Here is a 24,031-nt window from a genome sequence, read left to right on the forward strand (position 1 = left end):
TATGGCCCGCATCGAATTCAAGAACCTGGGTCACGCCTACAGTGGCAACCCGGCCAGCCTCAAGGACTACGCGCTGCAACCCATGAACATGGTGTGGGAGGACGGCGGCGCCTATGCACTGCTGGGCCCCTCGGGCTGCGGCAAGTCCACGCTGCTCAATATCATTTCCGGTCTGCTGCAACCGTCGGAAGGGCAGGTGCTCTTCGATGGTCGTGACATGACCCGCATGGCCACCCGTGATCGCAACATCGCGCAGGTGTTCCAGTTCCCGGTGCTCTACGACACCATGAGCGTGTTCGACAACCTGGCCTTCCCGCTGCGCAACCGCAAGGTCGCCGAGCGCGAGGTGCAGGCGCGCGTGCACGAGATCGCCGAGATGCTCGATCTCACCCGTGACCTCAAGCAGCGCGCTGCGGGCCTGTCGGCTGATGCCAAGCAAAAGATCTCGCTGGGCCGTGGCCTGGTGCGCAAGGATGTGGCGGCGATCCTGTTCGATGAACCCCTGACGGTGATCGATCCGCACATGAAGTGGGAGCTGCGCCAGAAGTTGAAGGAAATCCACCATCAGTTGAAGCTCACCCTGATCTACGTCACCCACGACCAAGTCGAGGCGCTGACCTTCGCCGATGAAGTGGTGGTGATGACCGAGGGCAAGGTGGTGCAGCAGGGCAAGCCAGAGGCACTGTTCCTGCGTCCCGATCACACCTTCGTCGGTTACTTCATCGGTAGCCCCGGCATGAACTTCTGCCCGGTGCACGTGCAAGGTGATGCGCTCCTGCTGGGCCAGCAGCGCGTGCAGGTCGAGGCCGCGCAATTGCAGGCGCTCAAGAACAGCAGCGGCGAGCTGAAGCTGGGCATCCGTCCGGAATTCGTCGAGCTGGCCGCACCTGGTACGGCCGGTGCAGTCAGTGCCGAGATCACCCAGGTGCAACACCTCGGCACCAGCCAGCTGGTGACGGCGCAGGTCGAGGGCATGAGCGTGAAGGCGCGCGTGGCGCCGGAGATGAAGATCGCCACCGGCGCGCATTGGCTGCGACTGGCCAAGCCCGAGACGATCTACTTCAGCAACGACGAGAGAATAGGACGCTAAGCCATGAACAAGCCCTACAACAACAAGGCCTGGTTCTTCATCCTTCCGGTCTTCCTGACGGTGGCCTTCTCGGCCATCATCCCGCTCATGACGGTGGTCAATTATTCGGTGCAGGACATCATCAGCCCCGAGCAGAAGGTCTTCGTGGGCCTGGACTGGTTCCGCGACGTCATGCGCGACAGCGAGCTGCACGCGGCGTTGCTGCGCCAGCTGATCTTTTCCTTCTGCGTGCTGCTGGTGCAGATTCCGCTGGGCATCGGCCTGGCGCTGGCCATGCCCCACAAAGGCTGGAAATCCTCGGCCACGCTGGTGATCCTGGCCATGCCGCTGCTCATTCCATGGAACGTGGTCGGTACCATCTGGCAGATCTTCGGCCGCGCCGACATCGGCCTGGGCGGCTACGTGCTCGATCTGCTGGGCTTCGACTACAACTACGCGTCCAATCCGAGCGATGCCTGGCTGACCGTGCTGGTGATGGACGTCTGGCACTGGACCCCGCTGGTGGCACTGCTGGCCTTCGCCGGCTTGCGTTCGATTCCCGATGCCTATTACCAGGCCGCACAGATCGATGGCGCCAGCCGCTGGGCAGTGTTCCGCTACATCCAGCTGCCCAAGATGCGCGGCGTGCTGGTCATCGCGGTGCTGCTGCGTTTCATGGACAGCTTCATGATTTACACCGAACCCTTCGTGCTCACCGGTGGCGGTCCCGGCAACTCGACCACCTTCCTGAGCCAGTACCTCACGCAGAAAGCCGTGGGCCAGTTCGATCTCGGTCCGGCCGCCGCCTTCTCGCTGATCTACTTCCTCATCATCCTGCTGTTGTCCTTCGTGCTCTACAACTGGATGCAGAGCGCCGGCAACAACGCCAATGCTTCGGGTGGCCAACATGACTAAGACTCAGGACAAGACCTTTACCCGCATGCTGGTGATGCTGCTCTACATCGCCTTCACCCTGGTGCCGCTGTACTGGCTGCTGAACACATCGTTGAAAACCAATGAGGAAACCCTGTCGGTCTTCACGCTCTGGCCCAATGCGCCCACGCTGAACAACTACAAGACCATCTTCACCGATCCCTCGTGGTATTCGGGCTATATCAATTCCATCATCTACGTGGCCATGAATACGGTCATGTCGTTGCTGGTGGCCTTGCCGGCGGCGTATGGCTTCTCGCGCTACCGCTTCCTGGGCGACAAGCACATGTTCTTCTGGCTGCTGACCAATCGCATGACACCGCCGGCGGTGTTCCTGCTGCCGTTCTTCCAGCTCTATTCCACCATCGGCCTGTCGGACACGTACATCGCGGTGGCGCTGGCGCACATGCTCTTCAACGTGCCGCTGGCGGTATGGATTCTGGAAGGCTTCATGTCGGGCGTGCCGCGCGAGATCGATGAGACGGCCTATATCGACGGCTTCTCCTTCCCGCGTTTCTTCCTGCGCATCTTCCTGCCGCTGATCAAGTCGGGCGTGGGCGTGACGGCCTTCTTCTGCTTCATGTTCAGCTGGGTGGAACTGCTGCTGGCCCGCACCCTGACCTCGGTCAACGCCAAGCCCATCAGCGCCATCATGACCCGTACCGCGTCTGCGGCCGGGATGGACTGGGGCATCCTGGCGGCTGCCGGCGTGTTGACGATTGTTCCGGGAGCCCTGGTGATCTGGTTCGTGCGCAACCACATCGCCAAGGGCTTCGCAATGGGGAGAGTGTGATCATGGGAAATGCTTTTTCGTGGATGTCGTGGACGCTGCCGGTGGCGATCTTTTTCGTGTGCGTGGCATTGATGCTGGTGGGCATGACGGTGTGGGAGCTGCGCTCTCCGACCATCGAGCGCAAGGGCTTCCTGCCCATGCGTACCACGCGCGGTGACCGGCTGTTCATCGGATTGCTGACGGCGGCCTACATCAACCTGGCCTGGGTCGGACTGACCGACCTGGACCAGTGGTATGCGGTAGCGCTGGGGTTCGTGGCGCTGGCGCTGATCATGCGCAAGGGGTAGCGGCCTGTCCCGAGGTGATACGCAACATCTGACAGACTAGAACGGACGTCCGGGGATTCTCCTTCCCTACCCGGCACGCCAATTCAGGGGAAGGTGACGAGGAGACATGATGCAGAACATGCGGAAAATCAAACTGACCGTGCTGGTCGCCGCCATGGCGATGGCCGGTATCGCGGGCAATGCCTGGGCCGACATCAAGGCCGCCGAGAAATGGGTGGACACCGAATTCCAGCCCAGCACCCTGTCGCGCAAGCAGCAGGTCAGCGAGATGCAATGGTTCATCGACGCGGCCGCCAAGCTCAAGGCCAAGGGTGTCAAGGAGATCCACGTGGTCTCCGAAACCCTGGATACCCACGCCTACGAATCCAAGACCCTGGCCAAGGCCTTCGAGGACATTACCGGGATCAAGGTCATTCACGACGTGATCCAGGAAGGCGACGTGGTCGAGAAGATGCAGACCTCGCTGCAATCGGGCAAGTCCATCTATGACGGCTGGGTCAACGACTCCGACCTGATCGGCACCCACTACCGCAACGGTCAGACCGTGGTGCTGAGCGACTACATGGCCGGCCCCGGCAAGGAATACACCAACCCCGGTCTGGACCTGAAGGACTTCATCGGCACCAGCTTCACCACCGCACCGGATGGCAAGCTCTACCAGCTGCCCGACCAGCAGTTCGCCAACCTCTACTGGTTCCGTGCCGACTGGTTCGCCCGCAAGGATCTGCAGGACAAGTTCAAGGCCAAGTACGGCTATGAACTGGGCGTGCCGCAGAACTGGTCAGCCTATGAAGATATCGCCGACTTCTTCACCAACGATGTCAAGGAACTCGATGGCAAGAAGGTCTTCGGTCACATGGACTACGGCAAGAAGGATCCCTCGCTGGGCTGGCGTTTCACCGATGCCTGGCTGTCCATGGCCGGTGCTGCCGACAAGGGCCTGCCCAACGGCTTGCCGGTCGATGAATGGGGTATCCGCGTGGCCGATGACAAGTGCACCCCGGTGGGCGCATCGGTCTCGCGCGGCGGTGCCACCAACTCGCCGGCGGCAGTCTACGCCCTGACCAAGTACCTGGACTGGATGAAGAAGTACGCACCGCCCGAAGCGCTGGGCATGACCTTCTCCGAAGCCGGCCCGGTGCCTGCCCAGGGACACATCGCGCAGCAGATCTTCTGGTACAGCGCCTTCACCGCCAGCATGACCAAGCAGGGCCTGCCGGTGGTCAACGCCGACGGTTCGCCCAAGTGGCGCATGGCGCCCGGCCCGCACGGTCCGTACTGGAAGGATGGCATGCAGAACGGTTATCAGGACGTCGGTTCCTGGACCTTCCTCAAGAGCACCCCGCCGGACCAGATGGCCGCCGCCTGGCTGTACGCGCAGTTCACGACTTCCAAGACCGTCTCGCTGAAGAAGTCCATCGTCGGCGTGACCTTCATTCGTGACTCCGACATCCGTTCCGACTACTTCACCAAGAACGCCGCCAAGTACGGTGGCCTCATCGAGTTCTACCGCAGCCCGGCACGGGTGGCGTGGACCCCGACCGGGACCAACGTGCCTGACTATCCGAAGATGGCGCAGCTGTGGTGGAAGAACATCTCCTCGGCCATCTCCGGCGAGAAGACACCGCAAGGGGCGATGGACAACCTGGCCGATGAAATGGACGGTATCATGGCCCGCCTGCAGCGCGCCGGCATGAAGCATTGCGCGCCCAAGCTCAATCCGAAGAAGGATCCGGCCACCTGGCTGTCCGACAAGGGCGCACCGTGGGCCAAGCTGGCCAACGAAAAGCCGAAGGGTGAGACCATCCCTTACGACAAGCTGCTGCAAGCCTGGAAGGATGGCCGCGTCCGCTGATGCAGCCTGATCGCCATCACGCGTGAGATGACGCCATCCCGGCCGGTGTCGGGATGGCGTCTTCACTTTGATGGGTAGCATGTTGACTTGGTTTTGGGTTGAACCTTAGTCTCTTCCTAGATTGACCGCCTGTGGATTGCGGTTGCGGCCCGCAGGAATGTGTTATTCCATTTTCAAACCTTAGTATTTCAGTCGTCTGCAAGGAATCATCATGGCCTATCTGCTCGCCCTCGATCAGGGTACCTCCAGCTCGCGCAGCATCATCTTCGACCAGAGTGGTGCCATCGTCGCCACCGCCCAGCAGGAATTTCCGCAGATCTTCCCGCAACCGGGCTGGGTCGAGCACGACCCCATGGACCTGTGGCAGAGCCAGTTGCAGACGGCGCAGAAGGTGCTGGCGCAAAGCGGCATCAAGGCCGAAGAACTGACGGCCCTGGGCATCACCAATCAACGCGAGACCACCGTGGTGTGGGAGCGCGCCACCGGCAAGCCGGTCTACAACGCCGTGGTCTGGCAGGACCGTCGCGCCGAAGTGGTGTGCGCGGCCTTGCGTGAACGTGGCTTGGGCGAGGCCATCCAGAAGAAGACCGGGCTGGTGCTCGATCCTTATTTTTCCGGGACCAAGCTGCGCTGGATCCTCGACAACGTCGACGGCCTGCGTGCGCGCGCCGAACGGGGCGAACTGCTGTTTGGCACCGTCGATTCCTGGCTGGTCTGGAACCTCACCGGTGGCCGCCTGCACGTGAGCGATGTCTCCAATGCCTCGCGCACCATGCTGTGGAATATCCACACCGGCGCCTGGGATGAGGAATTGCTGCAATGGCTGGACATCCCTGCGGCCATGCTGCCGCAGGTGCATGCCTCGGCGCACATCTATGGCGAAGTCGATGCCCGGCATCTGGGCGCGGCGGTCAGAATCGGCGGCATCGCCGGCGACCAGCAGTCGGCCCTGTTCGGCCAGGCTTGCGTGCGTCCCGGCATGGCCAAGAATACCTACGGTACCGGCTGCTTCATGCTGCTGCATACGGGTGACCAGTGCGCCACCTCCCACAATGGTCTCATCAGTACCGCTGCCTGCCAGGTCGATGAACGCAAACAATATGCGCTCGAAGGCAGTGTCTTCATCGGCGGCGCCGTGGTGCAGTGGCTGCGCGATGGCTTGAAGGCCATCAAGACTTCCACCGACGTCGAGGCACTGGCCTGCACGGTGGAAGATTCGGGTGGGGTGGTGTTCGTGCCGTCCTTCACGGGGCTGGGTGCGCCATACTGGAATCCCGGTGCCAAGGGCGCCATCGTCGGTTTGAGCCGGGGCAGCACGGTGGCCCACATCGCCCGCGCGGCGCTGGAATCGATTGCCTTCCAGAGCACGGCCTTGCTCAATGCGATGGTCAAGGATGCGGTCTCGCCGATTACCGAATTGCGGGTCGATGGCGGTGCGGCCGCCAACAACCTGCTGCTGCAATTCCAGGCCGACCTGCTGGGCATCCCGGTGATCCGTCCGCAGGTGACCGAGACCACCGCGCTGGGTGCGGCCTATCTGGCCGGCGTGGCTACCGGTGTCTATCGTGATCTGTCCGAGTTGTCTGCCCAGTGGCGCATGGAGCGTACGTTCGAACCGCGTTTCACGCGCGAACAGGCACAGGAGCGCATCCACGCCTGGGAAGCGGCAATCCGCCAGGTCAGCGCAGCTTGAGAGCGGCACGGCCGGGGCGACCCGGCGTCATGGCGCCTCAGTCCGGCGTGCCGGTACTGAGCAGCTGCATGGTGTCCAGGTGGCTCAGGCGCGCCCACTCTTCGCCGCCACGGGCGACGATGGTGTCGGCGTCGGGCGTGGCCATCAGGTCGAGGATCTCGGTGTCGCTCATTTCCATGTCGTCGTTGTAGCGGAACACCTTCAACACCGGTCGCGTGAGGTCCTGGGCGTTCTGCCGGATCACGAACCCGGAACGGCCCGATTCCAGCTTGACGATGGAGCCGACCGGATAGATGCCCAGCGTCTTGACGAAGGCCAGGAACATGGCGCGGTCGAAGTGACCGGTCCAGGAAGCCATGCTCGAAATGGCTTCGGCCGGGTCCCAGGCGCGTTTGTAGGGGCGGTCCGAGGTGAGCGCATCGTAGACGTCGCAGATGGCGGCCATGCGCGCATACAGGCTGATCTGACCACTGCGCAGTGACTCCGGATAGCCTTGACCATCCATCTTTTCGTGATGGTGCAGGCAGACATCGCGCGCATAGTCGGGCACGTTGGGGTCCTGGCTCAGGTATTTGTAGCCCAGTTCGGGATGCTTCTTGATCTGGGTGAATTCTTCCTCGGTCAGCCTGCCGGGCTTGTTGAGCAGTTCATGCGACAGGAAGGCCTTGCCCACGTCGTGCAGGAAGCCGCCCAGGCCGGCTTCGCGGCAGGCCTTCTCGTCCAGGCCCAGGGTGCGCCCCAGGGCCACCATCAGGGCGCATACCGCCACCGAGTGCAGGTAGGTATATTCATCGGCCAGTTTCAGGCGCAGCACGCTGAGCGTACCGTTGGGGCTTTGCAGGACGGCGCCGGTAATTTCTTCCACCACCGAGACGCAGCGCTCCATGTCCAGCGCCTTGCCCAGCCGTGCTTCGCTGAACATGGCCTTGGTCGCCTTCTTGGCGTTCTCGCGCAGGGCCATGGCGTCCAGCAGGGTGGTGTCGATGTCGGGACCCGGGGGCAGTTCCGCCAGGGGCTCGACCTGCACCGGGGCTTGCCCTGCATCATCGGTCTGGTCCGCCTGGGCGGCCGGCTCGGTGACATCCAGGCCGCGCTCGGGATCGATCCAGCAATGGGCGATGCCGCTGGCATGGGCCTGCTTGAGGTCGGCCTCATTCTTGAGCAGGAATTTGTTCTTCCAGAACGGATGATCCAGCCAGGCTGCTTCAAAGCCGCAGAAATACATTCCGAGGACCAGATCCTCCGTTTTAATTTTTTTCAACATTTCTCGTACATCTTTCCGGCTGACCGGGGAACGGGTTGGCTTGGCATCCCTGACCACGGGCGGTGGAGCGCCGAGGGCGTCGCGGACAGGATTGCCGGTAGTTAATCATCTCATATGCCTGAGCATATGTGAAAGATTCTGCTCGTTGCCATGCCATTGACGGGCCCGGTCGCCTGGCCGCCGGTGCCGGCCCGGACGAAAAAAAGCCCGTCCGGGGAAGGACGGGCTGAAAGATCCGCTGGATGTCGTCGCAGCGGACAAGGGGAAAGAGGAGGTCTCGATGTGGCTACTCTAGGCCCCGAAAATTAAGCCAGACTTAAAACCGGAGAAAACTTTGCAGCGGCCCTGAAGTGGTCTGCTGACGAGGCTTCCCGGCGGGCAACGTGGCATGCGCGCATCACTTCATATGGCTTTGCCAAGAACTGCATGAATTTGTGAAATTCCCGGTGCGCCCGCTGTTACGCTTGCAAGCAATCGGATCGCATGACTACAACGGGGGAACGATCCGGACATGGCGTCCAGTCGCATCAGAATGGGGCGAGTCACGGCAGGGGCCGGGCTCGTGATGGTGGACGGGGCCATTCCCTGCACTCCGGTCAGACCGGGGTCATAACGACATTCCATCCTGCCTTCAGGTCCGGCTGCCGCTTTGCCGCAGCCGGCGCGGGCGTTTGCACGATCATCCACAGTTTTTCCAGATCCTCACATCATGACTTCTTCCTCGCTGCGTACCCGACTCATCGCCCTTTGTGCGGGCATTGTCGTGCTGGCCATGCTGGCCATCGTCCTGACCAACTTCCTCACGGCACGCTCGCGCACCATGGTCGCGCTGGACGGCCAGATGTCCCAGCTGGCCCAGAGCCAGGCATCGGCCATCGCCGAGTGGGCCGATGCCAGGAAGCTGGTGGTGTCCTCCATCAAGCAATCCGCCGACGCCGCCGAGCCGCTGCCCTTCGTGAAGGCGGCCGAGACCGCCGGCGGCTTCGATCTGGCCTATCTGGGCTATGCCGACAAGCGCACGGTGTTCTCGCAGCAGCGCAGCCGCGCGCCGGACTACGATCCGACCAAGCGGCCCTGGTACCAGCTGGCGGCCTCCAGCAAGGGGCCGGTGCTGACGGCCCCCTACACCAGCGCCAGTACCGGCAAGCTGCTGGTAACCTTCGCCGAAGCCGTCAGCAAGGACGGTCAGGTCAGCGCCGTGGCCGCCGCCGACGTGCTGCTCGACAGTGTCGTGGCCGACGTGGTGGCCATCAAGCCCACGCCCAACAGCTATGCCTTCCTGGTCGATCTGGGCGGCAAGATCATCGCCCACCCGAATGACAAGCTGCGTCTGAAACCCTTGTCGGACCTGGATGCTGCCATCACCCCGCAATCGCTGACCGCGGCCATGGCCGCCAACAGCCATCTGGACCTGAGCCTGGATGGCCGCCGCCAGATGCTCTATGCCGCCCGTGTGGCCGGGACCGACTGGTTGCTGGTGGTGGCCGTGGACCGCGCCGATGCGCTGGCCTCGCTCTCGGCCATGCTGGCCAGTTCCGGCGTCATGGCCGTGCTGGTGACCATCCTGGCCGCCCTGGTGCTGGGTGCGCTGGTTTCGCGCATGTTGCGGCGGCTGTCGGTGGTGCAGCGCGCACTGGAAGAAATCGCCGACGGCGATGGCGACCTGACCCGTCGTCTCGACACCCATGGCAGCGCCGACGAGCTGGGCCGCATCAGCGCGGCCTTCAATCGCTTCGTCGACAAGGTGGAGCATGTCATGCTCGACATCCGCCAAGCCAGCCATACCATCCATGCCGCCACGCGCGATATCGCCAGCGGCAACATGGACCTGTCGCAGCGCACCGAGTCCCAGGCCAGTTCCCTGGAACAGACCGCGGCTGCCATGGAGCAGCTGACCTCCAGCGTGCGCCACAACGCCGACAACGCCCAGCAGGCCAACCAGCTGTCGCAGTCGGCCTCCGAGATCGCCGGACGCGGAGGTGCCATGGTGGAGCAGGTGGTGCAGACCATGAATGCCATCAATGCGTCCTCGCAGAAGATCGTGGACATCATCAGCGTGATCGACGGCATCGCCTTCCAGACCAATATCCTGGCCTTGAATGCTGCCGTGGAAGCGGCGCGCGCCGGCGAACAGGGGCGCGGGTTTGCGGTGGTGGCCTCGGAAGTGCGCTCGCTGGCCCAGCGCTCGGCCACCGCAGCCAAGGAGATCAAGGTCCTCATCGGCGATTCGGTGGAACAGGTGCGTGCCGGTGAGCAGACCGTCAGTGATGCCGGCAGCACCATCCGCAGCGTGGTCGAGAGCGTGCGCAAGGTCAGCGACGTAGTCGCCGAGATCAGCTCGGCCAGCCGCGAGCAGAGCCAGGGCATCCAGCAGACCAATGACGCCGTGGCCCATATGGACCAGGCCACCCAGCAGAATGCCGCGCTGGTGGAAGAGGCCGCCGCCGGAGCCCAGCAGTTGCAGGAGCAGGCGGCGCGGCTGGCGGAAATCGTGGCCTTGTTCCGCTTGCGCGATACTGTGCGGCAATGAATTTCACAACAGCAAGAATTTGTGATCTAAATAACAACAAGTTGTAAAATTTGCTCAACTTTTTGTTGTCGTTTGATTAAAATCAGATCCAAAGAGATATCAATTCGACAACAAAGAGGAACCCATGAAAACCCTGATTGCAGCCATCCTTCTGGTAGCCAGTTCAATCGCGGTCGCTGCCCCCGGTGGTGCTGGCGCAGGCAGTGCCGGCGTCAATGACGTGACCCTGGACGGACAGAAGGCCAACAATTTCGTCTGGGCGAGCGGCAATGCGCAGGCCGGCCCCAACGGTGACAGCTCCCTGTTCAGCAGCTCCTTCGGCGGCGGTAGCTGGAACCTGCTGGGCAAGATCGATTCCACCGGTGCACTCTCGGGCTCCACCAATTCAGTGCTGGGTTCCAATCTGACGCTCAGTTTCAGTCTGGCCAACGGCAGCAAGTCCGGCACCTGGAGCATTACCTCCAGCAAAAGCCTGCAGATGGATCTGGTGCTGGGCATTCACGCCGGCAATGCCACGGGCTCCTTCCTTTTCGACAATCTGGTGCTGACGGCCGGCCAGACCCAGAGTGGCACCTTTGCCATCAACTGGAACAACAACGGCGGCCAGGTGCCGGCGTTCTCCAACGTCACCCTGTTCACTTCCAACGCCTCGCTGCGCAGCGTCGCGCCGGTCCCGGAACCATCGACCTACGCCATGTTGCTGGCCGGTCTGGGCATGGTGGGCTGGATGGCCTGGCGCCGTCGCAGCAAGCTGGCTGCAGCCGCGCCGCTGGTAACGGCCTGAGCCGAAGCCGGGCTGCGCCGCCAGGTGCGCTATATGAAGAAAAACGCGCTGGCTTGCAGGCCAGCGCGTTTTTTTATTCTTGTGTATCAGGTGATAAGTGAAGCTCAGCGCTCACGCACATCCGGCAGGAATACCGTCAGCACGCCCGCCAGCGGCAGGAAGGCACACAGGCCGTAAACCCAGGCGATACCGTACAGATCGGCCAGGTGGCCCAGCAGGGCGGCACCGATACCGCCGAAGCCGAACATGAGGCCGAAGAATACGCCGGCGATCATGCCCACTTTGCCCGGTACCAGCTCCTGGGCATAGACCACGATGGCGGCAAAGGCCGAGGAGATGACCAGGCCGATCACCACCGACAGCACGGCTGTCCAGAACAGGTTGGCATGCGGCAGCATCAGAGCGAAGGGGGCGGCGCCCAGGATCGAGATCCAGATCACCAGCTTGCGGCCGATGCGGTCGCCAATCGGACCACCAACGAAGGTGCCCACCGCCACCGCCCCCAGGAACAGGAACAGGTACAACTGGGAAGAGGCCACCGACATGTGGAAGCGTTCGATCAGATAGAAGGTGAAGTAACTGGTGAAGCTGGCCATGTAGAAGTATTTGGAGAACACCAGCAGCGCCAGCACCACCAGCGCCCGGCGCACGGTAGCGGCCGGCAGCGTCTGCGCCACGCGCGCCCTGGCCTTGCCCTTGTTGGCCGCGAGATGGCCGCGATACCAGCGCGATACCCGCGACAGCACCACGATGGCCAGCACCGACAGCAAGACGAACCAGGCCACATTGCCCTGGCCATATGGCACCACGATGGCTGCGGCCAGCAGCGGACCGAAGGCCGAGCCGGCGTTGCCACCGACCTGGAAGGTCGATTGCGCCAGACCGAAGCGACCGCCCGAGGCCATGCGGGCGATGCGCGAGGCTTCCGGATGGAAGGTGGAAGAGCCGATGCCGATCAGCGCTGCGGCCAGCAGGAAGGCGCCGAAGCTGCCGGCCAGCGCCAGCAGCACGATGCCGCTCAGGGTCGCCACGGCGCCGCTGGGCAGCAGCCAGGGCTGCGGATGGCGGTCGGTATACATGCCGATCCAGGGTTGCAGCAGAGAGGCCGTGACCTGGAAGGTCAGCGTGATCAACCCGACCTGAGTGAAGCTGAGGCCGTAGCCGGTCTTGAGCATGGGATAGATCGAGGGCAGCAGCGCCTGGATCATGTCATTGATCAGGTGCGCGCCGCCGCAGGCCAGGATGATGCTCATCACCAGCGGCTGGGCGGCAATGGCCGCAGGAGAATTGGCGGAGGCCGTCGCGCTGGCGGGCGCGGTGGCGTTGGAGTCGGTGGCACTGGTCATGGTGTCGGGAATGGCATGCAGGAAGAAGACTCGAAGCGTATCATTGGCATCTATTGATGATGATGACACTTGTTGTCGATTAAATGCCATGCGTGCCCACCTGACCTCCGTGTGTCCCAGTGCCGAAGTGGATGCGTTCCAGCACCTGCCCAGCAGCGTCGTGGCGTTTGCCCGCGAACTGTCGGCGCGGGATCTGTTGACGGCGCATTCGCACCGGCGCGGCCAGTTGCTCTATGCGGTGGAGGGGGTGATGCAGGTGCGTACCCCGCAAGGCGTGTGGCTGGTGCCACCGCAACGGGCGCTGTGGGTACCGCCGCAGGTGGAGCACGAGATCCTGATGCTCACCCGGGTCAGCATGCGCACGCTCTACATCGACCAGGTCCAGGGGCGCGCGCTGGGCGGGCAATGTCGCCTGCTGGAAGTGTCGGTCCTGCTGCGCGAGTTGATCCTGGCGCTGCTGGCCGAACCGCGCGAGTATGCGCCCCACAGCCGCGCCGGCCATGTGGCTGAACTGATCCTGTCGGAACTGGCGCGCGCGCCCGCCATTCCGGTGGCCATCCCGTGGCCGCGCGACCGCCGCCTGCAGGCCATCTGCGAAGCCATCCTGGCCGATCCGGGGCGGCAGTTCTCCCTGGCGGACTGGGCAGGGATGGGGGGCGCCAGTGTGCGCACCGTGATCCGGCTCTTCCCGAAGGAAACGGGTTTGCAGTTCCGCCACTGGGTACAACAAGTGCATCTGAGTCAGGCCCTGGTGCGCCTGGCACGCGGCGATGCCGTGGGGGTGGTGGCACAGGCGCTGGGGTATCGCAGCCAGAGCGCATTTTCCAACATGTTCCGCAAGGCATTGCACAGCACGCCCACGCATTTCCAGCCACGCCAGGACAAGCGTCGCATCACGCTGGCAGCGCGATCTCAGTAAGGGATGACGACGACCTTGGGACCACGCCGCCCGGCCGCGTCGGCGGAGGGCGGGTCGTCGCCGACGCGGGCGACCTGCCCGGGACGCTCGGGGTCTCGCTCCAGGAAGTAGGGATCATCCTGCGGCGACAGGGCGGTGTTGGCGCCCATGACCTGCTGGCTGCGCTCAGTGGTGCTGCTCTGACCAATGGAACAAACCTGGAAGAAGTCGGCGCTGCCTTCGGAAAAATCGATCCGGCATTTCTCGGCGACCACGACCGAGATGTCCAGTGCACCGGCATTGGCGGCCACGGCACGTTCACTGCGCGCAGCTTGCCAGGTCAGCATCAGCGCCAGCAGCGCGATGAGGGCATGGGTCTTGTTCATGGGATTCTCCTCGATGCAGACCACTGTAGCGTTTGTACGCGGCCACGCGCATCGGAGAAATCCTGAGCCGCCGGTCTCATCGCGACGGGCCGTCATCGCCCGAGACGCCGCGTCCCGCCTGGATGATGCCGGTTTGCAAGTGTAAAGATTGACGATCTTTTACCGTAACCAAGTCATGAGAACTCCGAACCAGGAGAGTGAACATGGCAATGGAAACCGATCTGGTCATCATGGCGCGTGAAGCGCTCGCGCAACTGAACCAGCAGAACCAGCCACGCAATGACACGGCCTTGGCGCCTGCGCCCACGCCTGCTGCGGCGGCGACCGTCTTGCCGGAAGAAGGCGTAACGCTCTCGCTGTCGGCCCAGGGCAAGCTCATGGCCGCCCTGGCCACGGCGGTCGAGAGCGTGACCACGGCGGCGGTGGATTCCACCGAAGCGGTCCAGGACAGTTCGTCGCAGGCTGTTACCAAGTCCGTCATCGACGCGGTGCGCCCCATCACACGCGACACGCTCTTTGCCATTGAAGCGCGCCTGGTGGCGGCACGCCGTGGCGCCGAGGCGATTGCCGCAGCCGATGCCGAGCTGCCGCCCTCGGACGATCCGCAACGTCTGCGCCAGGCGCAGCAGGCCACCGAGTCCTTGTATGGACGCGCCGACAATCCGTTTGCAGACAAGTCGCGCGCTGATCTCTCGGCCATCGTCTATGACGACAGCGGGGCCTACACCATCAATGAACGTTACGCGGCCGCCAACCAGCGCACTGTCCTGGACCAGAAGTTCTGGGCACCGGTATTCCAGCGCGCGCTGGAGAGTGGTGACTGGCAGCCGGTCATCACGGCGGCGCTGGTGTTCCATGCGAGCTTGTCTGCATTGGAGCAGACTGCCTATCCGGACAACTACGCGCAACTGCTGCAGCAATATCTCGATCTCTACCAGTTGGCGTCACCGTCTGCGCCGGCCGCACTGCCGCCGCAGCAACAGGCCGAACTGGCACGCATGCTGGAAACTCTGGTGCTGCCGCTGGGGCCGCTGGCGCTGGCCGGTGGTGTGATCCGGGGCCTGTTGCTGCCGCGCCTGGGACCGTCGCTGGCCGAACTGATCGCTGCGGCTCCGCGCCTGGCCGATCTGCTGCAGGTCAGCAACAGTGCCCACGCTGCACAGGACAGCGCTTACCTGATGCTGTTGCAACGTGTCTTCGGCATTGCGCGCCGTGAGGATGAACCGGCTCCGGTACGCCGTGCCGCAACGGGGACCAGTGCGCGCGACTTCCTTGCCTATGGAGATCGACGCCTGTTGGCCGAGGCCTACGCCTATGCGCAGACGCACGCGATGGCACTGGAAGAGATTGACGCGCTGGCACACGACCTGGCGGCCTATCGCCGCTGGCGTGCCGATGCCGGCCTTTCTGCCACCGGCCAGGCGAGCGCCACGAGCGAGGTCGGCAGCATGGACGCCGTCGCCGAGCTGGCTTCTCATGCCGCTCGCATGAGCAGCGAAGAGGCCGCGATCGCACGGCGCCTGCTGGCCAGCCGTGCGGCCCGGATGACGCAGCTTGATCATGGTTTCCTGGCCTGGCTGGTGGATCCCGCCGGGGGCGGCTGGCGCGATGGTGGGCGGAGCGGTCATGCCGTCAGTTTGAGCGCACTGGAAAAACTGCTGGCCGGTCTGGCCGGTGTCGCCATCGGTGAGAGCGCCGGCGAGGTGGAGGCTTCCTACCGCATGGTGCTCGAACGCATCGCCCTACAGGATCCCCTGGCATCGCGTCAACCCGCGCAAGCCGCCGCCGAGGGCGCGCGCACCCTGGCCGTGGCGGCGCAGATGGCTGCGCTGGCGCGCAGCGATGCTGCCGATACCGCCTTCATGAACAATGCCCTGATGCTGCTGCGCATGTATCGCATGTCGCTGACCATGAGTCCGGCCGAACAGCGCACCCTGGCCGAGCTGGTTTATTCGGCCATGAAGAAGCGTCGCCCGCGCGCGCGTCGGGGCAAGCTCTTCGTGGCCTGGGCCGAACGCAGCCCGCTGATGCCGTCACTGCCGGGCTGATACCGCGCCCTCATGCTTCGGGCCAGGCGCGTTGCAGGATGGCCTGCTGCGCGGCTGCGCTGGTGCCATTGAGGGTGCCGTAGACCCGTCCGCCATCGCTGTCGGCACGGCTGGCGAGGAAGGCTTCGGCCGATCCCGCCGGCGCGTGACGCAGCATCAGCATGCCCTGCAAGGCCAGTACCAGTTGCTGTACCAGGCGCCTGGCGCCGGCTTGCTGTTCTTCTTCGCCTGCCGCCAGCATCTGCTTGAGCGCATGCACCCGCAGCGCCAGGGCGGGATGGGCCATGGCAGCATCGTCCAGTTCCATGAGCAACCGTGCCAGGCCTTCGGTCTCGCGACTCATGGCCCGCAGCACATCCAGGCACATCACGTTGCCCGAACCTTCCCAGATCGAATTGACGGGGGCTTCACGATAGAGCCGGGCCATCGGTCCGGTTTCCACGTAGCCGTTGCCGCCCCAGACTTCCATACATTCGCCGGTGAATTCCAGCGCGCGCTTGCAGATCCAGAACTTGGCTGCGGGCGTGATGATGCGCTTCCATGCGCGCTGCAGCGGGTCATCCGGTGCATCGAAGGCATGTGCCACGCGCAGCATCAGCAGGGTGGCGGCCTCGCTCTCCAGGGCCAGGTCGGCCAGCACGGTGCGCATGAGGGATTGCTCGGCCAATCGGCGGCCGAAGGCGTTGCGGTGGCGTGCATGGTGCAGCGCCTGTACCAGCGCCTGGCGCATCAGCGCGGCACTGCCGATGATGCAGTCCAGGCGCGTGTGGTTGGCCATCTCGAGGATGGTCGCAATGCCGCGCCCGTCCTCGCCGACCATGATGCCCATGGCGTCTTCGAATTCCACTTCGCTGCTGCTGTTGGAGCGGTTGCCGAGCTTGTCTTTGAGACGCTGGATGAGTATCGGATTGCGGCTGCCCTCGGGCAGCCAGCGCGGGACGAAGAAGCAGGAGAGGCCATTCTCGGTACGGGCCAGCATCAGGTGCGCATCGCACATCGGTGCCGAGAAAAACCACTTGTGACCGCACAGCAGGTAGGCCTTGCCGCGTCCGCCATCCAGCGGATCGGCCGGGGTGGCGATGGAGGTATTGCTGCGTACGTCGGAGCCGCCCTGTTTCTCGGTCATGCCCATGCCGATGAGGATGGAGCGCTTCTGCGTCATGGGCAGGTCGCGGCCGTCGTGCTCGCGCGAGAAGAGCCGGCTGCGCAATTGCGCGAACAGGGCGGGCTCCTGCTGCAACACCGGGATGGCGGCAAAGGTCATGGTGGTCGGGCACAGTGAGCCGGCCTCGACCTGCGCATGCAGGAAGTATCCCGCTGCACGTGCCACGTGGGCGCCGTCCCCGGGCTGCACCCAGGGCAGCGCATGCAGTCCGGCGCGACGCAGTTGGTCCAGCAGCGTGTGCCAGGCCGGATGGAAATCCACCACGTCGATACGATGGCCGGTGCGGTCATGGGTACGCAGCACCGGGCCGTGGCGATTGGCCAGGTCGGCCAGCTCGCTCATCTCGGCCGTGCCCAGCGCCTCGCCCTGGCTGGCCAGGGTGCAGTCGTGCCAGTGTGCGCCTTCGCGCTGTACGGCTTCGACCAGGGCAGCATCGCTGCGGTAGAGGTTGTAGTCGCACAGGTCCGGGACCTGGTTGGTGATGTCGTGGGTGTGCATGTCGTCTCCATGAACAGCGCAAGCCTTGTTGTCTGGCCAGACCGCCCGCGTGTTCTGCGCGCGGTGCAATGCCCATATAATACGCAGCTTTGCCCCGAAGCATTCATGCTTGCCAGCCATCACCAGACACCTGCGGGTGTCCGTCCTCATCCCTCCAGTCATGGTGCCTACCGTCGCGACATTGACGGCCTGCGGGCCATCGCCGTGCTCTGCGTGGTGGTGTTTCACGCCTTCCCTGAGTGTCTGCCGGGGGGATTCGTCGGGGTGGACATCTTCTTCGTCATTTCCGGTTTTCTGATCAGCGGCATCCTGTTCGAGGCACTGCAGCGTGGTCACTTCAGCATCATCGACTTCTACATCCGGCGCATCAGACGCATCTTCCCGGCGCTGCTGCTGGTGATGCTGGCCTCTCTGCTGGCGGGGTGGTTCATCCTGCTGCCACAAGAGTATCGACAACTGGGCAAGCATGTCCTGGGCGGCGCCGGCTTCGTCTCCAACATCGTGCTGTGGAGCGAGGCCGGTTACTTCGATACCTCAGCCGAGACCAAGCCCCTGCTGCACCTGTGGTCGCTCGGGGTGGAAGAGCAGTTCTACCTGTTCTGGCCTCTGCTGCTGTGGGCCGCCTGGAAACGTCGGCGCGCCATGCTGGCGATCCTGCTGACGGTCATGGCGCTGTCCTTCGTGTGGAACCTCGTCTCGGTTCATCAGGATGCGGTCGCCGCTTTCTACCTGCCGATGTCGCGTTTCTGGGAACTGGGCGCAGGTGCCTTGCTGGCCTACTGGCGCAGCAGGAGTGCAGCGCTCGGGGAATCCCTGGCCAACCGGCTCGCGGCCATCGGCTTGTTGCTCATCGTCGTGGCCCTTGTCGTCATCACCAAGCAGGACCGCTTCCCGGGCTGGTGGGCCGTGCTGCCGGTGGCAGGCGCCTTCCTGTTGCTGGCCGCCGGACCTGGGGCCGGCGTCAACCGTCGCTTGCTGTCGCAGCGGACCATGGTGTGGCTGGGCTTGATCAGTTACCCGCTCTATCTGTGGCACTGGCCACTGCTGGCCTTCGCACGTCTGCTGATGGGGCAGACGCCTTCGGTGCAAGTGCGTCTGGGCGCGCTCTTGCTGGCACTGGTGCTGGCCTGGCTCACCTATCGGCTGGTGGAAATCCCGGTGCGCCTGCGTGCATCCGGTCGCAAGACGGTGGTGATGCTGTTGCTGTTGATGCTGCTCATGGCGGCTCTGGGCGGGCTTGTCGTCAAGCGTGACGGCATGTCGTTCCGCAAGTTGGGCGGTCTGGCGATGCTGTTCAACGATGAGGTCAGGCAGACGGCCTCGCTGAACCAATTTGAATTGCCGCATCCTTCTTGCGCCTCCCTGATGGGGCAAGCGCATTCCCGTGACTGGTGCGCCGAGCCGGTCAGTGCCGAGCCACCGCAACTGCTGCTCATCGGAGATAGTTACTCCGGGGCCTATGCGCCCATGCTGGCACGGCTGTATGAAACCAATCCCCAGCCGCAATGGGCCTTCCGCCAGTTTGCCCGTGGCGGCTGTCCATCCCTGATCGATTACACCAGCGGCTATTGCCTGGACATTGCCCAACGCGTGGCGCAGTATGCACGCGAGACGCCGTCCATCCACACCGTGGTCCTGGCGCTGAACTGGCCGGGGCACTTCGCCTCCGATCAGAGCGGTTTCCCGGTCGCCCTGGAACGTACCATCCTGTACTACCGCCAGTTGGGCAAGCGGGTGGTGGTACTGCTGTCTCCACCCAATGGCGCCAATCCCAAATCCTGTGTGCTGCGTGGCATTCACCTCTCCGAGGCCGATTTCTGCAACCTGCCGCTGGCCAGGGCCGAGCAGATGGACGAACATTATCGCGATCGCCTTCTGCCGCTGCTGCAACGGCTCCAGGTCCCCGTCTTCGATCCTTTCCCCACGCTGTGTGATCAGCATGGTTGCAAGGTCATCGATGGGCCGCGCATCCTTTATTTCGATGCCGGTCATCTGAGCCAATACGGCGCCCGGTACCTGGCCGATCATGCCGCTGAGGCACTGCGGCAACTGCTGCTGTCCACGCCGGCAAGCTGAAACAGCTGCTCTGGAGGGCGGCATCGCCCTCCGTCACAAGCCATGCTTTAAATGATTTGGCTATATCCTTATAAGGATCTTGTTAGGTCGCGCCGCCAACACATGCGCAGCAGTCATATTAGAATGGCCGTTTCGACCAAAGAACGCCCCGTGCCCGCGCACGGCTGCGCAAGGAAGCCAAGCAGATGTCCTATCCGACCATCGAATCCACCATCGGCAATACCCCGCTGATCCAGCTGCCACGCATCGGCGGCGAAGAAGCCAGGCGCCGCAACAACCTCATCCTCGGCAAGCTCGAGGGCAACAATCCGGCCGGCTCGGTCAAGGATCGTGCCGCCTATTCGATGATCACCCGCGCCGAAGCGCGCGGCCAGATCAAGCCGGGCGATACCCTCATCGAAGCCACCAGCGGCAATACCGGCATCGCCCTGGCGATGGTGGCGGCCATGCGCGGCTACAAGATGGTGTTGCTGATGCCGGAGAACCTGTCCGAAGAACGGCGCCAGAGCATGGCCGCCTACGGTGCCAGGATCGTGCTGACCCCCAAGAGCGGCGGCATGGAATACGCCCGCGACCTGGCCGAGCAGATGCAGAAGAATGGCGAGGGCCTCATCCTCGACCAGTTCGCCAACCCCGACAATCCGCTGGCGCACTACGAGACCACCGGTCCCGAAATCTGGCGCGATACCAAGGGCAGCATTACCCACTTCGTCAGTGCCATGGGCACCACCGGCACCATCATGGGCGTGTCGCAGTATCTGAAGGAGCAGAATGCACAAGTGCAGATCGTGGGGGCGCAGCCGGAAGAGGGCTCATCCATCCCCGGTATCCGCAAGTGGCCGGAAGCCTATCTGCCCAAGATTTTCGACCGGTCGCGCGTGGACCAGGTGGAGTCGGTCAGCCAGGCCGATGCCGAGAACATGGCGCGCAAGCTGGCCGTGACCGAAGGGCTGTTCTGCGGCATTTCGGCTGCGGGCGCCTGCGAGGTGGCCGTGCGCCTGTCGCATCAGCTGGAGAATGCGACCATCGTCTTCATCGTCTGCGATCGCGGTGATCGCTATCTCTCTACCGGCGTATTCCCGGCCTGAGCGAGGCAGTGAGTTGCAATGAAAAACGGAGCCGATGGCTCCGTTTTTCATATCGTCCGGCGTGGGGATGTGGCCCAGCCGGGGCCGTGTCATTCCGGCATGCCGCTGCCGCTCGGTGCCGGTGCGGCCGGCGCTGCGCCTGGCTTCGGCTTGAACTGCTTGTCGCTGATGCGGAATTTCTCGCGACGGTCGCCCATCAGTTCGCGCAGTTCACGAATCGACAGTTCGCTCACCTCGTGCATGCGAATGAGCAGCGATGCGCCCACCGGCAAGCGACGGTGACGGATCTTGCTGATCACCGGCGGCGCCACTTCCAGCGCGCGGGACAGGGCCGCATCGTTCTTCAGATGCAGCTTTTCGATCAGCGCATCGAGCAGGTGGTTGGGATCGTAGTTGACTTGATCGGAGATCGAGTTGGATTCAGCAGTATCGTGGGTAGTCATGATCGGGACGTTCCATTATGCAGATGTTTGTGGAAGGCTGTGCGCCTATGCATTAATTGTTTGTAAAACTGCAAAACGCGACTGACGTTATCCGAGAAGGCGTTGCCTTTTTCTGCAAGATATCGAAAGCCCTATCAAAGAACGGCTTCAAAACAACACTTATCTAATTCTCTGTTCTCTGACCCAGTGCGCTTGGAGCAGCACAACAATAATTCTATGTCTATATAGAAATAATTGCACATTTTTCATGCAGTCAGAAAATTCTATTCCACAATAGTTGCAGAAACTCATTTTCGAATTTGTAACAGATATTAACAGGATTTTTTGCCCATTTGCTAGCGTTGTTCTTTTGATACGACAAATGGCAGCATATTCCAGCCACTTAGGCCCAGATTGCGCAAGGTAGCCATGTTTTTCTCAAAGATCGCTGCCGCATCGGGGTAGGCGGCGACCGCCCGGTCGATGCTGCTTTCTCGCAACAGATGGAGGATGGGAAAAGGCGAGCGATTGCTGTAGTTCTCGATATCGTCGGCCTCGGCATCGGCAAACTGGTAGTCCGGATGGAAGCTGGCAATCTGCAGCTCGCCCTCCAGTCCCATTCTTTCCAGCAGGCGATCGGCCCAGTCCAGGAAATCGTTGTACTCGACAAAATCGGCTAATGCGAGCGGCATGATGAAGAGGGTCGTGTCGACCTGTTCCGGGTCGGCCTTTGCCAGAAAACTCAGTTCTTGTTCCAGATCAACTGAAAGTTCATTCCAATCCTGATGCCGGCTGACGCGGTAGCGGACCTGATCCTTCACATGGACAGACTTGGCAAACGGACACAGGTTCAAGCCGATCACGGCCTGTTCCAGCCAGGCGCGCGTGAGCGCGACGACCTCTGCGTCAGCGGGAGAGGACGTAAGGGATGCGGGGGAAGGTGAAGAAGTGCTCATAGCGGCATTGTCGCACGCACTACCAGGAGCTCACCACAATCGCCCACAGCCGCGCCAGATCGGCTATGCTTGCCAACCTTTGACGGCGGCCCGCCACGCGCGCTTGCCTTTCCTTTGCACGAACAGATTCCCATGGCGCTCAAATCCACCATCTTCAAGGCCGACCTGCAGATCTCCGACATGGACCGGCACTATTACCAGCAGCACGCACTGACCATCGCCCGCCATCCCTCCGAGACCGACGAGCGCATGATGATCCGCGTGCTGGCCTTCGCTCTGCATGCCAGCGAGGCGCTGGCCTTCGGCAAGGGGCTGTCCGATACCGACGAGCCGGACCTCTGGCAGAAGGACCTGACCGGTGCCATCGAGCTGTGGATCGAGGTCGGGCAACCGGACGACCGCGCCATCCTCAAGGCCTGTGGCCGCGCGCAACAGGTCCTGGTGTACAGCTACAGCAGCACCTCCCACATCTGGTGGAACCAGACCGGCAGCCGCGTCGACCGCGCCAGGAATCTCAAGGTCGTCAACATCCCCGCCGAGGCCAGCCAGGCGCTGGCCGCACTGGCCCAGCGCACCATGCAGCTGCAATGCACGATTCAGGATGGACAGATCTGGCTGGGCGCCAATGAAAACATGGTGCTGATCGAACCGCAGACGATCAAGGACTTTTCCTGATCCTCTGCTTCGTCTGGCATCCGGCGCGACCTAAAAACTAAGTTTTGCGGTCGCGTTTTCTTAATGTGCTGCCAGAAAAAACTTAGATTTTTGCCAGCCCCTGTGCCCGCTGTTCCAGATGCGACAGCAAGCGCTGTCCCTCGTCAGAGTGGAACCAGTCGGCATGGCCGAGGAAGTAGGTGTCATAGGCCAGCGAGGCATTCTGGGGCGACTGCGTGACGCCATGGAAATAATCCAGCTCGGCCAGCGCAAACTCCGCATGGACCAGCGGCAGCAGTGCCGCCAGCGCGCGTACCTGGCGTGCGCTCAGGGGCAGCGTGGCGGCATAGCCGTCGAGCATCGCATCGAGCAGATCCAGATGCACCAGCTGCACGGCGCGCTGCGGGATGGCCAGCCATTCGACGATGTTGCGCTCGATGGCCGTGGCCAGGTCGTGCAGCGCACAGGTGCGGTCACACAAACCGAAGTCGAGCACGGTTTGTACCCTGGCCTGATCGGTGGCATCGGTCCACAGCAGGTTGGAGGCGTGCCAGTCGTTGTGTGTCCACAGCGGGACGAATTCATCCAGATAGGGTTTGAGTGCGGCATGCCAGGGCAGCAGGTGCTGCGCCACCTCGCCACGCCACGGGCGGTTCTCCAGATATTCCGCAATGGCCGGGCGCTGCTCGATGTAGTGCTGCAGCGGACGCACCGGATCTTCCTGCGAGAAGATCGTGAAGCTCGACACCAGCGGCCGCGCCGGTCTTGCCGGGGCATCGTAACCGGCAGAGGCCTGATGCAGACGGGCCAGCATCTGACCCGCCGAATGCGCATGGGTGCAGCTGGTGAAGGGCGTCCATGACATCGCCTCGCGATACAGATCCACTCCCGGCGCCAGCGGAAAGACTTCATAGGTCCAGTAATCGTCGGCCAGCGCAGTGGCGCCGTCGGTGGTGGTCAGTGCGCTGCTGACCGGCAGGCCGCGCGCCTTCAGGTGCGCCACGAAGCGATGTTCTTCGGCCAGCGCCGTTACATCGCGTACGCGCGCGTGATGGCGTTTGACGATGATGGGGCCGCTCTCGGTCTGCATCACGCAGGCTGCCGAGAACGGGCGCGGGCTGTGCCATTCCAGTCGCAGCGGCTGTCCCACGCCGGGATAGTGGCGCAGCACGCGCGCCACCTCGGCCGAGGTCAGCGCGGGCCAGTCGGAGATGACAGGCTCCACGCCCATGCCGTGGCTGATGACGCGGGTGAGGTGATGGGAAGCGGCGTCCATGGGCTCTCAG

Annotated in this window: 20 protein-coding genes; 13 read left to right on the forward strand and 7 right to left on the reverse strand. The window is 63.1% G+C overall.

Annotation, left to right across the window (positions count from 1 at the left end; all coding sequences use genetic code 11):
- Position 1: 1 nt before the first annotated feature.
- The 6 genes from HWE01_RS14885 to glpK all read left to right on the forward strand — a co-directional run bounded on the left by HWE01_RS14885 (position 2) and on the right by glpK (position 6,630).
- A complete protein-coding gene (locus HWE01_RS14885) occupies positions 2–1,090 on the forward strand; it encodes an ABC transporter ATP-binding protein (RefSeq protein WP_175342724.1) in 1,089 nt (362 codons plus the stop codon).
- 3 nt (positions 1,091–1,093) lie between these two features.
- Complete coding sequence (locus HWE01_RS14890) at positions 1,094–1,984, forward strand: carbohydrate ABC transporter permease (protein WP_008325921.1); 891 nt, start codon at positions 1,094–1,096, stop codon at positions 1,982–1,984.
- On the forward strand, positions 1,977–2,795 hold the full coding sequence (locus tag HWE01_RS14895; protein ID WP_085943551.1) for a carbohydrate ABC transporter permease: 819 nt from the start codon (positions 1,977–1,979) through the stop codon (positions 2,793–2,795). The genes HWE01_RS14890 and HWE01_RS14895 overlap by 8 nt, the downstream gene beginning before the upstream one ends.
- Positions 2,796–2,797: 2 nt before the next feature.
- Complete coding sequence (locus tag HWE01_RS14900; protein WP_008325923.1) at positions 2,798–3,082, forward strand: DUF2160 domain-containing protein; 285 nt, start codon at positions 2,798–2,800, stop codon at positions 3,080–3,082.
- A 106-nt stretch (positions 3,083–3,188) separates the two neighbouring features.
- Entirely contained in the window at positions 3,189–4,937 is a 1,749-nt protein-coding gene (locus HWE01_RS14905) for an ABC transporter substrate-binding protein (protein ID WP_034349793.1), read from the forward strand.
- Between the two features lie 211 nt (positions 4,938–5,148).
- Positions 5,149–6,630, forward strand: a complete 1,482-nt coding sequence (gene glpK / locus HWE01_RS14910; RefSeq protein ID WP_008325925.1) for a glycerol kinase GlpK — start codon at positions 5,149–5,151, stop codon at positions 6,628–6,630.
- Positions 6,631–6,667: 37 nt separating this feature from the next.
- Here glpK and HWE01_RS14915 read toward each other — a convergent pair whose 3' ends face one another.
- Entirely contained in the window at positions 6,668–7,894 is a 1,227-nt protein-coding gene (locus HWE01_RS14915) for a cyclic di-GMP phosphodiesterase (RefSeq protein WP_241822216.1), read from the reverse strand.
- A gap of 709 nt (positions 7,895–8,603) precedes the next feature.
- Here HWE01_RS14915 and HWE01_RS14920 point away from each other — a divergent pair.
- The gene (locus HWE01_RS14920) at positions 8,604–10,424 is read left to right on the forward strand and encodes a methyl-accepting chemotaxis protein (protein ID WP_175342726.1); all 1,821 of its coding nucleotides are present in this window, start codon (positions 8,604–8,606) and stop codon (positions 10,422–10,424) included.
- Between the two features lie 124 nt (positions 10,425–10,548).
- Entirely contained in the window at positions 10,549–11,208 is a 660-nt protein-coding gene (locus HWE01_RS14925; RefSeq protein ID WP_008325930.1) for a PEP-CTERM sorting domain-containing protein, read from the forward strand.
- Between the two features lie 104 nt (positions 11,209–11,312).
- On the opposite strand, the gene HWE01_RS14930 is transcribed toward HWE01_RS14925, so the two are convergent.
- The gene (locus tag HWE01_RS14930; protein ID WP_175342728.1) at positions 11,313–12,554 is read right to left on the reverse strand and encodes an MFS transporter; all 1,242 of its coding nucleotides are present in this window, start codon (positions 12,552–12,554) and stop codon (positions 11,313–11,315) included.
- A gap of 88 nt (positions 12,555–12,642) precedes the next feature.
- Between HWE01_RS14930 and HWE01_RS14935 the strand changes: the two genes are divergently transcribed.
- On the forward strand, positions 12,643–13,473 hold the full coding sequence (locus HWE01_RS14935; protein WP_034349797.1) for an AraC family transcriptional regulator: 831 nt from the start codon (positions 12,643–12,645) through the stop codon (positions 13,471–13,473).
- On the opposite strand, the gene HWE01_RS14940 is transcribed toward HWE01_RS14935, so the two are convergent.
- On the reverse strand, positions 13,467–13,838 hold the full coding sequence (locus HWE01_RS14940; protein WP_241822217.1) for a hypothetical protein: 372 nt from the start codon (positions 13,836–13,838) through the stop codon (positions 13,467–13,469). The genes HWE01_RS14935 and HWE01_RS14940 overlap by 7 nt on opposite strands.
- 203 nt (positions 13,839–14,041) lie before the next feature.
- On the opposite strand from HWE01_RS14940, the gene HWE01_RS14945 reads away from it, so the two are divergent.
- On the forward strand, positions 14,042–15,886 hold the full coding sequence (locus tag HWE01_RS14945; RefSeq protein WP_241822218.1) for a hypothetical protein: 1,845 nt from the start codon (positions 14,042–14,044) through the stop codon (positions 15,884–15,886).
- A gap of 10 nt (positions 15,887–15,896) precedes the next feature.
- On the opposite strand, the gene HWE01_RS14950 is transcribed toward HWE01_RS14945, so the two are convergent.
- Positions 15,897–17,549 (reverse strand): isovaleryl-CoA dehydrogenase, encoded by a 1,653-nt coding sequence (locus HWE01_RS14950; RefSeq protein ID WP_241822219.1) that lies wholly within the window; start codon positions 17,547–17,549, stop codon positions 15,897–15,899.
- Between the two features lie 105 nt (positions 17,550–17,654).
- Here HWE01_RS14950 and HWE01_RS14955 point away from each other — a divergent pair, with 105 nt between their 5' ends.
- Positions 17,655–19,625 carry an acyltransferase family protein gene (locus HWE01_RS14955; RefSeq protein WP_241822220.1) on the forward strand — a complete coding sequence of 657 codons (1,971 nt, stop codon included), beginning with the start codon at positions 17,655–17,657 and terminating at the stop codon, positions 19,623–19,625.
- A 185-nt stretch (positions 19,626–19,810) separates the two neighbouring features.
- Positions 19,811–20,713, forward strand: a complete 903-nt coding sequence (gene cysM / locus HWE01_RS14960; RefSeq protein ID WP_008325937.1) for a cysteine synthase CysM — start codon at positions 19,811–19,813, stop codon at positions 20,711–20,713.
- Between the two features lie 89 nt (positions 20,714–20,802).
- Here cysM and HWE01_RS14965 read toward each other — a convergent pair whose 3' ends face one another.
- The gene (locus HWE01_RS14965; RefSeq protein ID WP_241822221.1) at positions 20,803–21,156 is read right to left on the reverse strand and encodes a hypothetical protein; all 354 of its coding nucleotides are present in this window, start codon (positions 21,154–21,156) and stop codon (positions 20,803–20,805) included.
- A 335-nt stretch (positions 21,157–21,491) separates the two neighbouring features.
- A complete protein-coding gene (locus tag HWE01_RS14970) occupies positions 21,492–22,091 on the reverse strand; it encodes a DUF1415 domain-containing protein (RefSeq protein ID WP_241822222.1) in 600 nt (199 codons plus the stop codon).
- A 132-nt stretch (positions 22,092–22,223) separates the two neighbouring features.
- On the opposite strand from HWE01_RS14970, the gene HWE01_RS14975 reads away from it, so the two are divergent.
- Positions 22,224–22,766 carry a YaeQ family protein gene (locus tag HWE01_RS14975; protein ID WP_008325943.1) on the forward strand — a complete coding sequence of 181 codons (543 nt, stop codon included), beginning with the start codon at positions 22,224–22,226 and terminating at the stop codon, positions 22,764–22,766.
- Between the two features lie 82 nt (positions 22,767–22,848).
- On the opposite strand, the gene HWE01_RS14980 is transcribed toward HWE01_RS14975, so the two are convergent.
- On the reverse strand, positions 22,849–24,021 hold the full coding sequence (locus HWE01_RS14980; protein ID WP_241822223.1) for a phosphotransferase enzyme family protein: 1,173 nt from the start codon (positions 24,019–24,021) through the stop codon (positions 22,849–22,851).
- Positions 24,022–24,031 lie beyond the last annotated feature (10 nt).

The organism is Herbaspirillum sp. C7C8 (assembly GCF_022627875.1).
Lineage (GTDB): Bacteria > Pseudomonadota > Gammaproteobacteria > Burkholderiales > Burkholderiaceae_D > Herbaspirillum.

Coding starts and splice junctions, on each gene's coding strand:
- HWE01_RS14885 (WP_175342724.1), top strand. CDS start 2: ATGGCCCGCATCGAATTCAAGAACCTGGGTCACGCCTACAGTGGCAAC.
- HWE01_RS14890 (WP_008325921.1), top strand. CDS start 1,094: ATGAACAAGCCCTACAACAACAAGGCCTGGTTCTTCATCCTTCCGGTC.
- HWE01_RS14895 (WP_085943551.1), top strand. CDS start 1,977: ATGACTAAGACTCAGGACAAGACCTTTACCCGCATGCTGGTGATGCTG.
- HWE01_RS14900 (WP_008325923.1), top strand. CDS start 2,798: ATGGGAAATGCTTTTTCGTGGATGTCGTGGACGCTGCCGGTGGCGATC.
- HWE01_RS14905 (WP_034349793.1), top strand. CDS start 3,189: ATGATGCAGAACATGCGGAAAATCAAACTGACCGTGCTGGTCGCCGCC.
- glpK (WP_008325925.1), top strand. CDS start 5,149: ATGGCCTATCTGCTCGCCCTCGATCAGGGTACCTCCAGCTCGCGCAGC.
- HWE01_RS14915 (WP_241822216.1), bottom strand. CDS start 7,894: ATGTTGAAAAAAATTAAAACGGAGGATCTGGTCCTCGGAATGTATTTC.
- HWE01_RS14920 (WP_175342726.1), top strand. CDS start 8,604: ATGACTTCTTCCTCGCTGCGTACCCGACTCATCGCCCTTTGTGCGGGC.
- HWE01_RS14925 (WP_008325930.1), top strand. CDS start 10,549: ATGAAAACCCTGATTGCAGCCATCCTTCTGGTAGCCAGTTCAATCGCG.
- HWE01_RS14930 (WP_175342728.1), bottom strand. CDS start 12,554: ATGACCAGTGCCACCGACTCCAACGCCACCGCGCCCGCCAGCGCGACG.
- HWE01_RS14935 (WP_034349797.1), top strand. CDS start 12,643: ATGCGTGCCCACCTGACCTCCGTGTGTCCCAGTGCCGAAGTGGATGCG.
- HWE01_RS14940 (WP_241822217.1), bottom strand. CDS start 13,838: ATGAACAAGACCCATGCCCTCATCGCGCTGCTGGCGCTGATGCTGACC.
- HWE01_RS14945 (WP_241822218.1), top strand. CDS start 14,042: ATGGCAATGGAAACCGATCTGGTCATCATGGCGCGTGAAGCGCTCGCG.
- HWE01_RS14950 (WP_241822219.1), bottom strand. CDS start 17,549: ATGCACACCCACGACATCACCAACCAGGTCCCGGACCTGTGCGACTAC.
- HWE01_RS14955 (WP_241822220.1), top strand. CDS start 17,655: ATGCTTGCCAGCCATCACCAGACACCTGCGGGTGTCCGTCCTCATCCC.
- cysM (WP_008325937.1), top strand. CDS start 19,811: ATGTCCTATCCGACCATCGAATCCACCATCGGCAATACCCCGCTGATC.
- HWE01_RS14965 (WP_241822221.1), bottom strand. CDS start 21,156: ATGACTACCCACGATACTGCTGAATCCAACTCGATCTCCGATCAAGTC.
- HWE01_RS14970 (WP_241822222.1), bottom strand. CDS start 22,091: ATGAGCACTTCTTCACCTTCCCCCGCATCCCTTACGTCCTCTCCCGCT.
- HWE01_RS14975 (WP_008325943.1), top strand. CDS start 22,224: ATGGCGCTCAAATCCACCATCTTCAAGGCCGACCTGCAGATCTCCGAC.
- HWE01_RS14980 (WP_241822223.1), bottom strand. CDS start 24,021: ATGGACGCCGCTTCCCATCACCTCACCCGCGTCATCAGCCACGGCATG.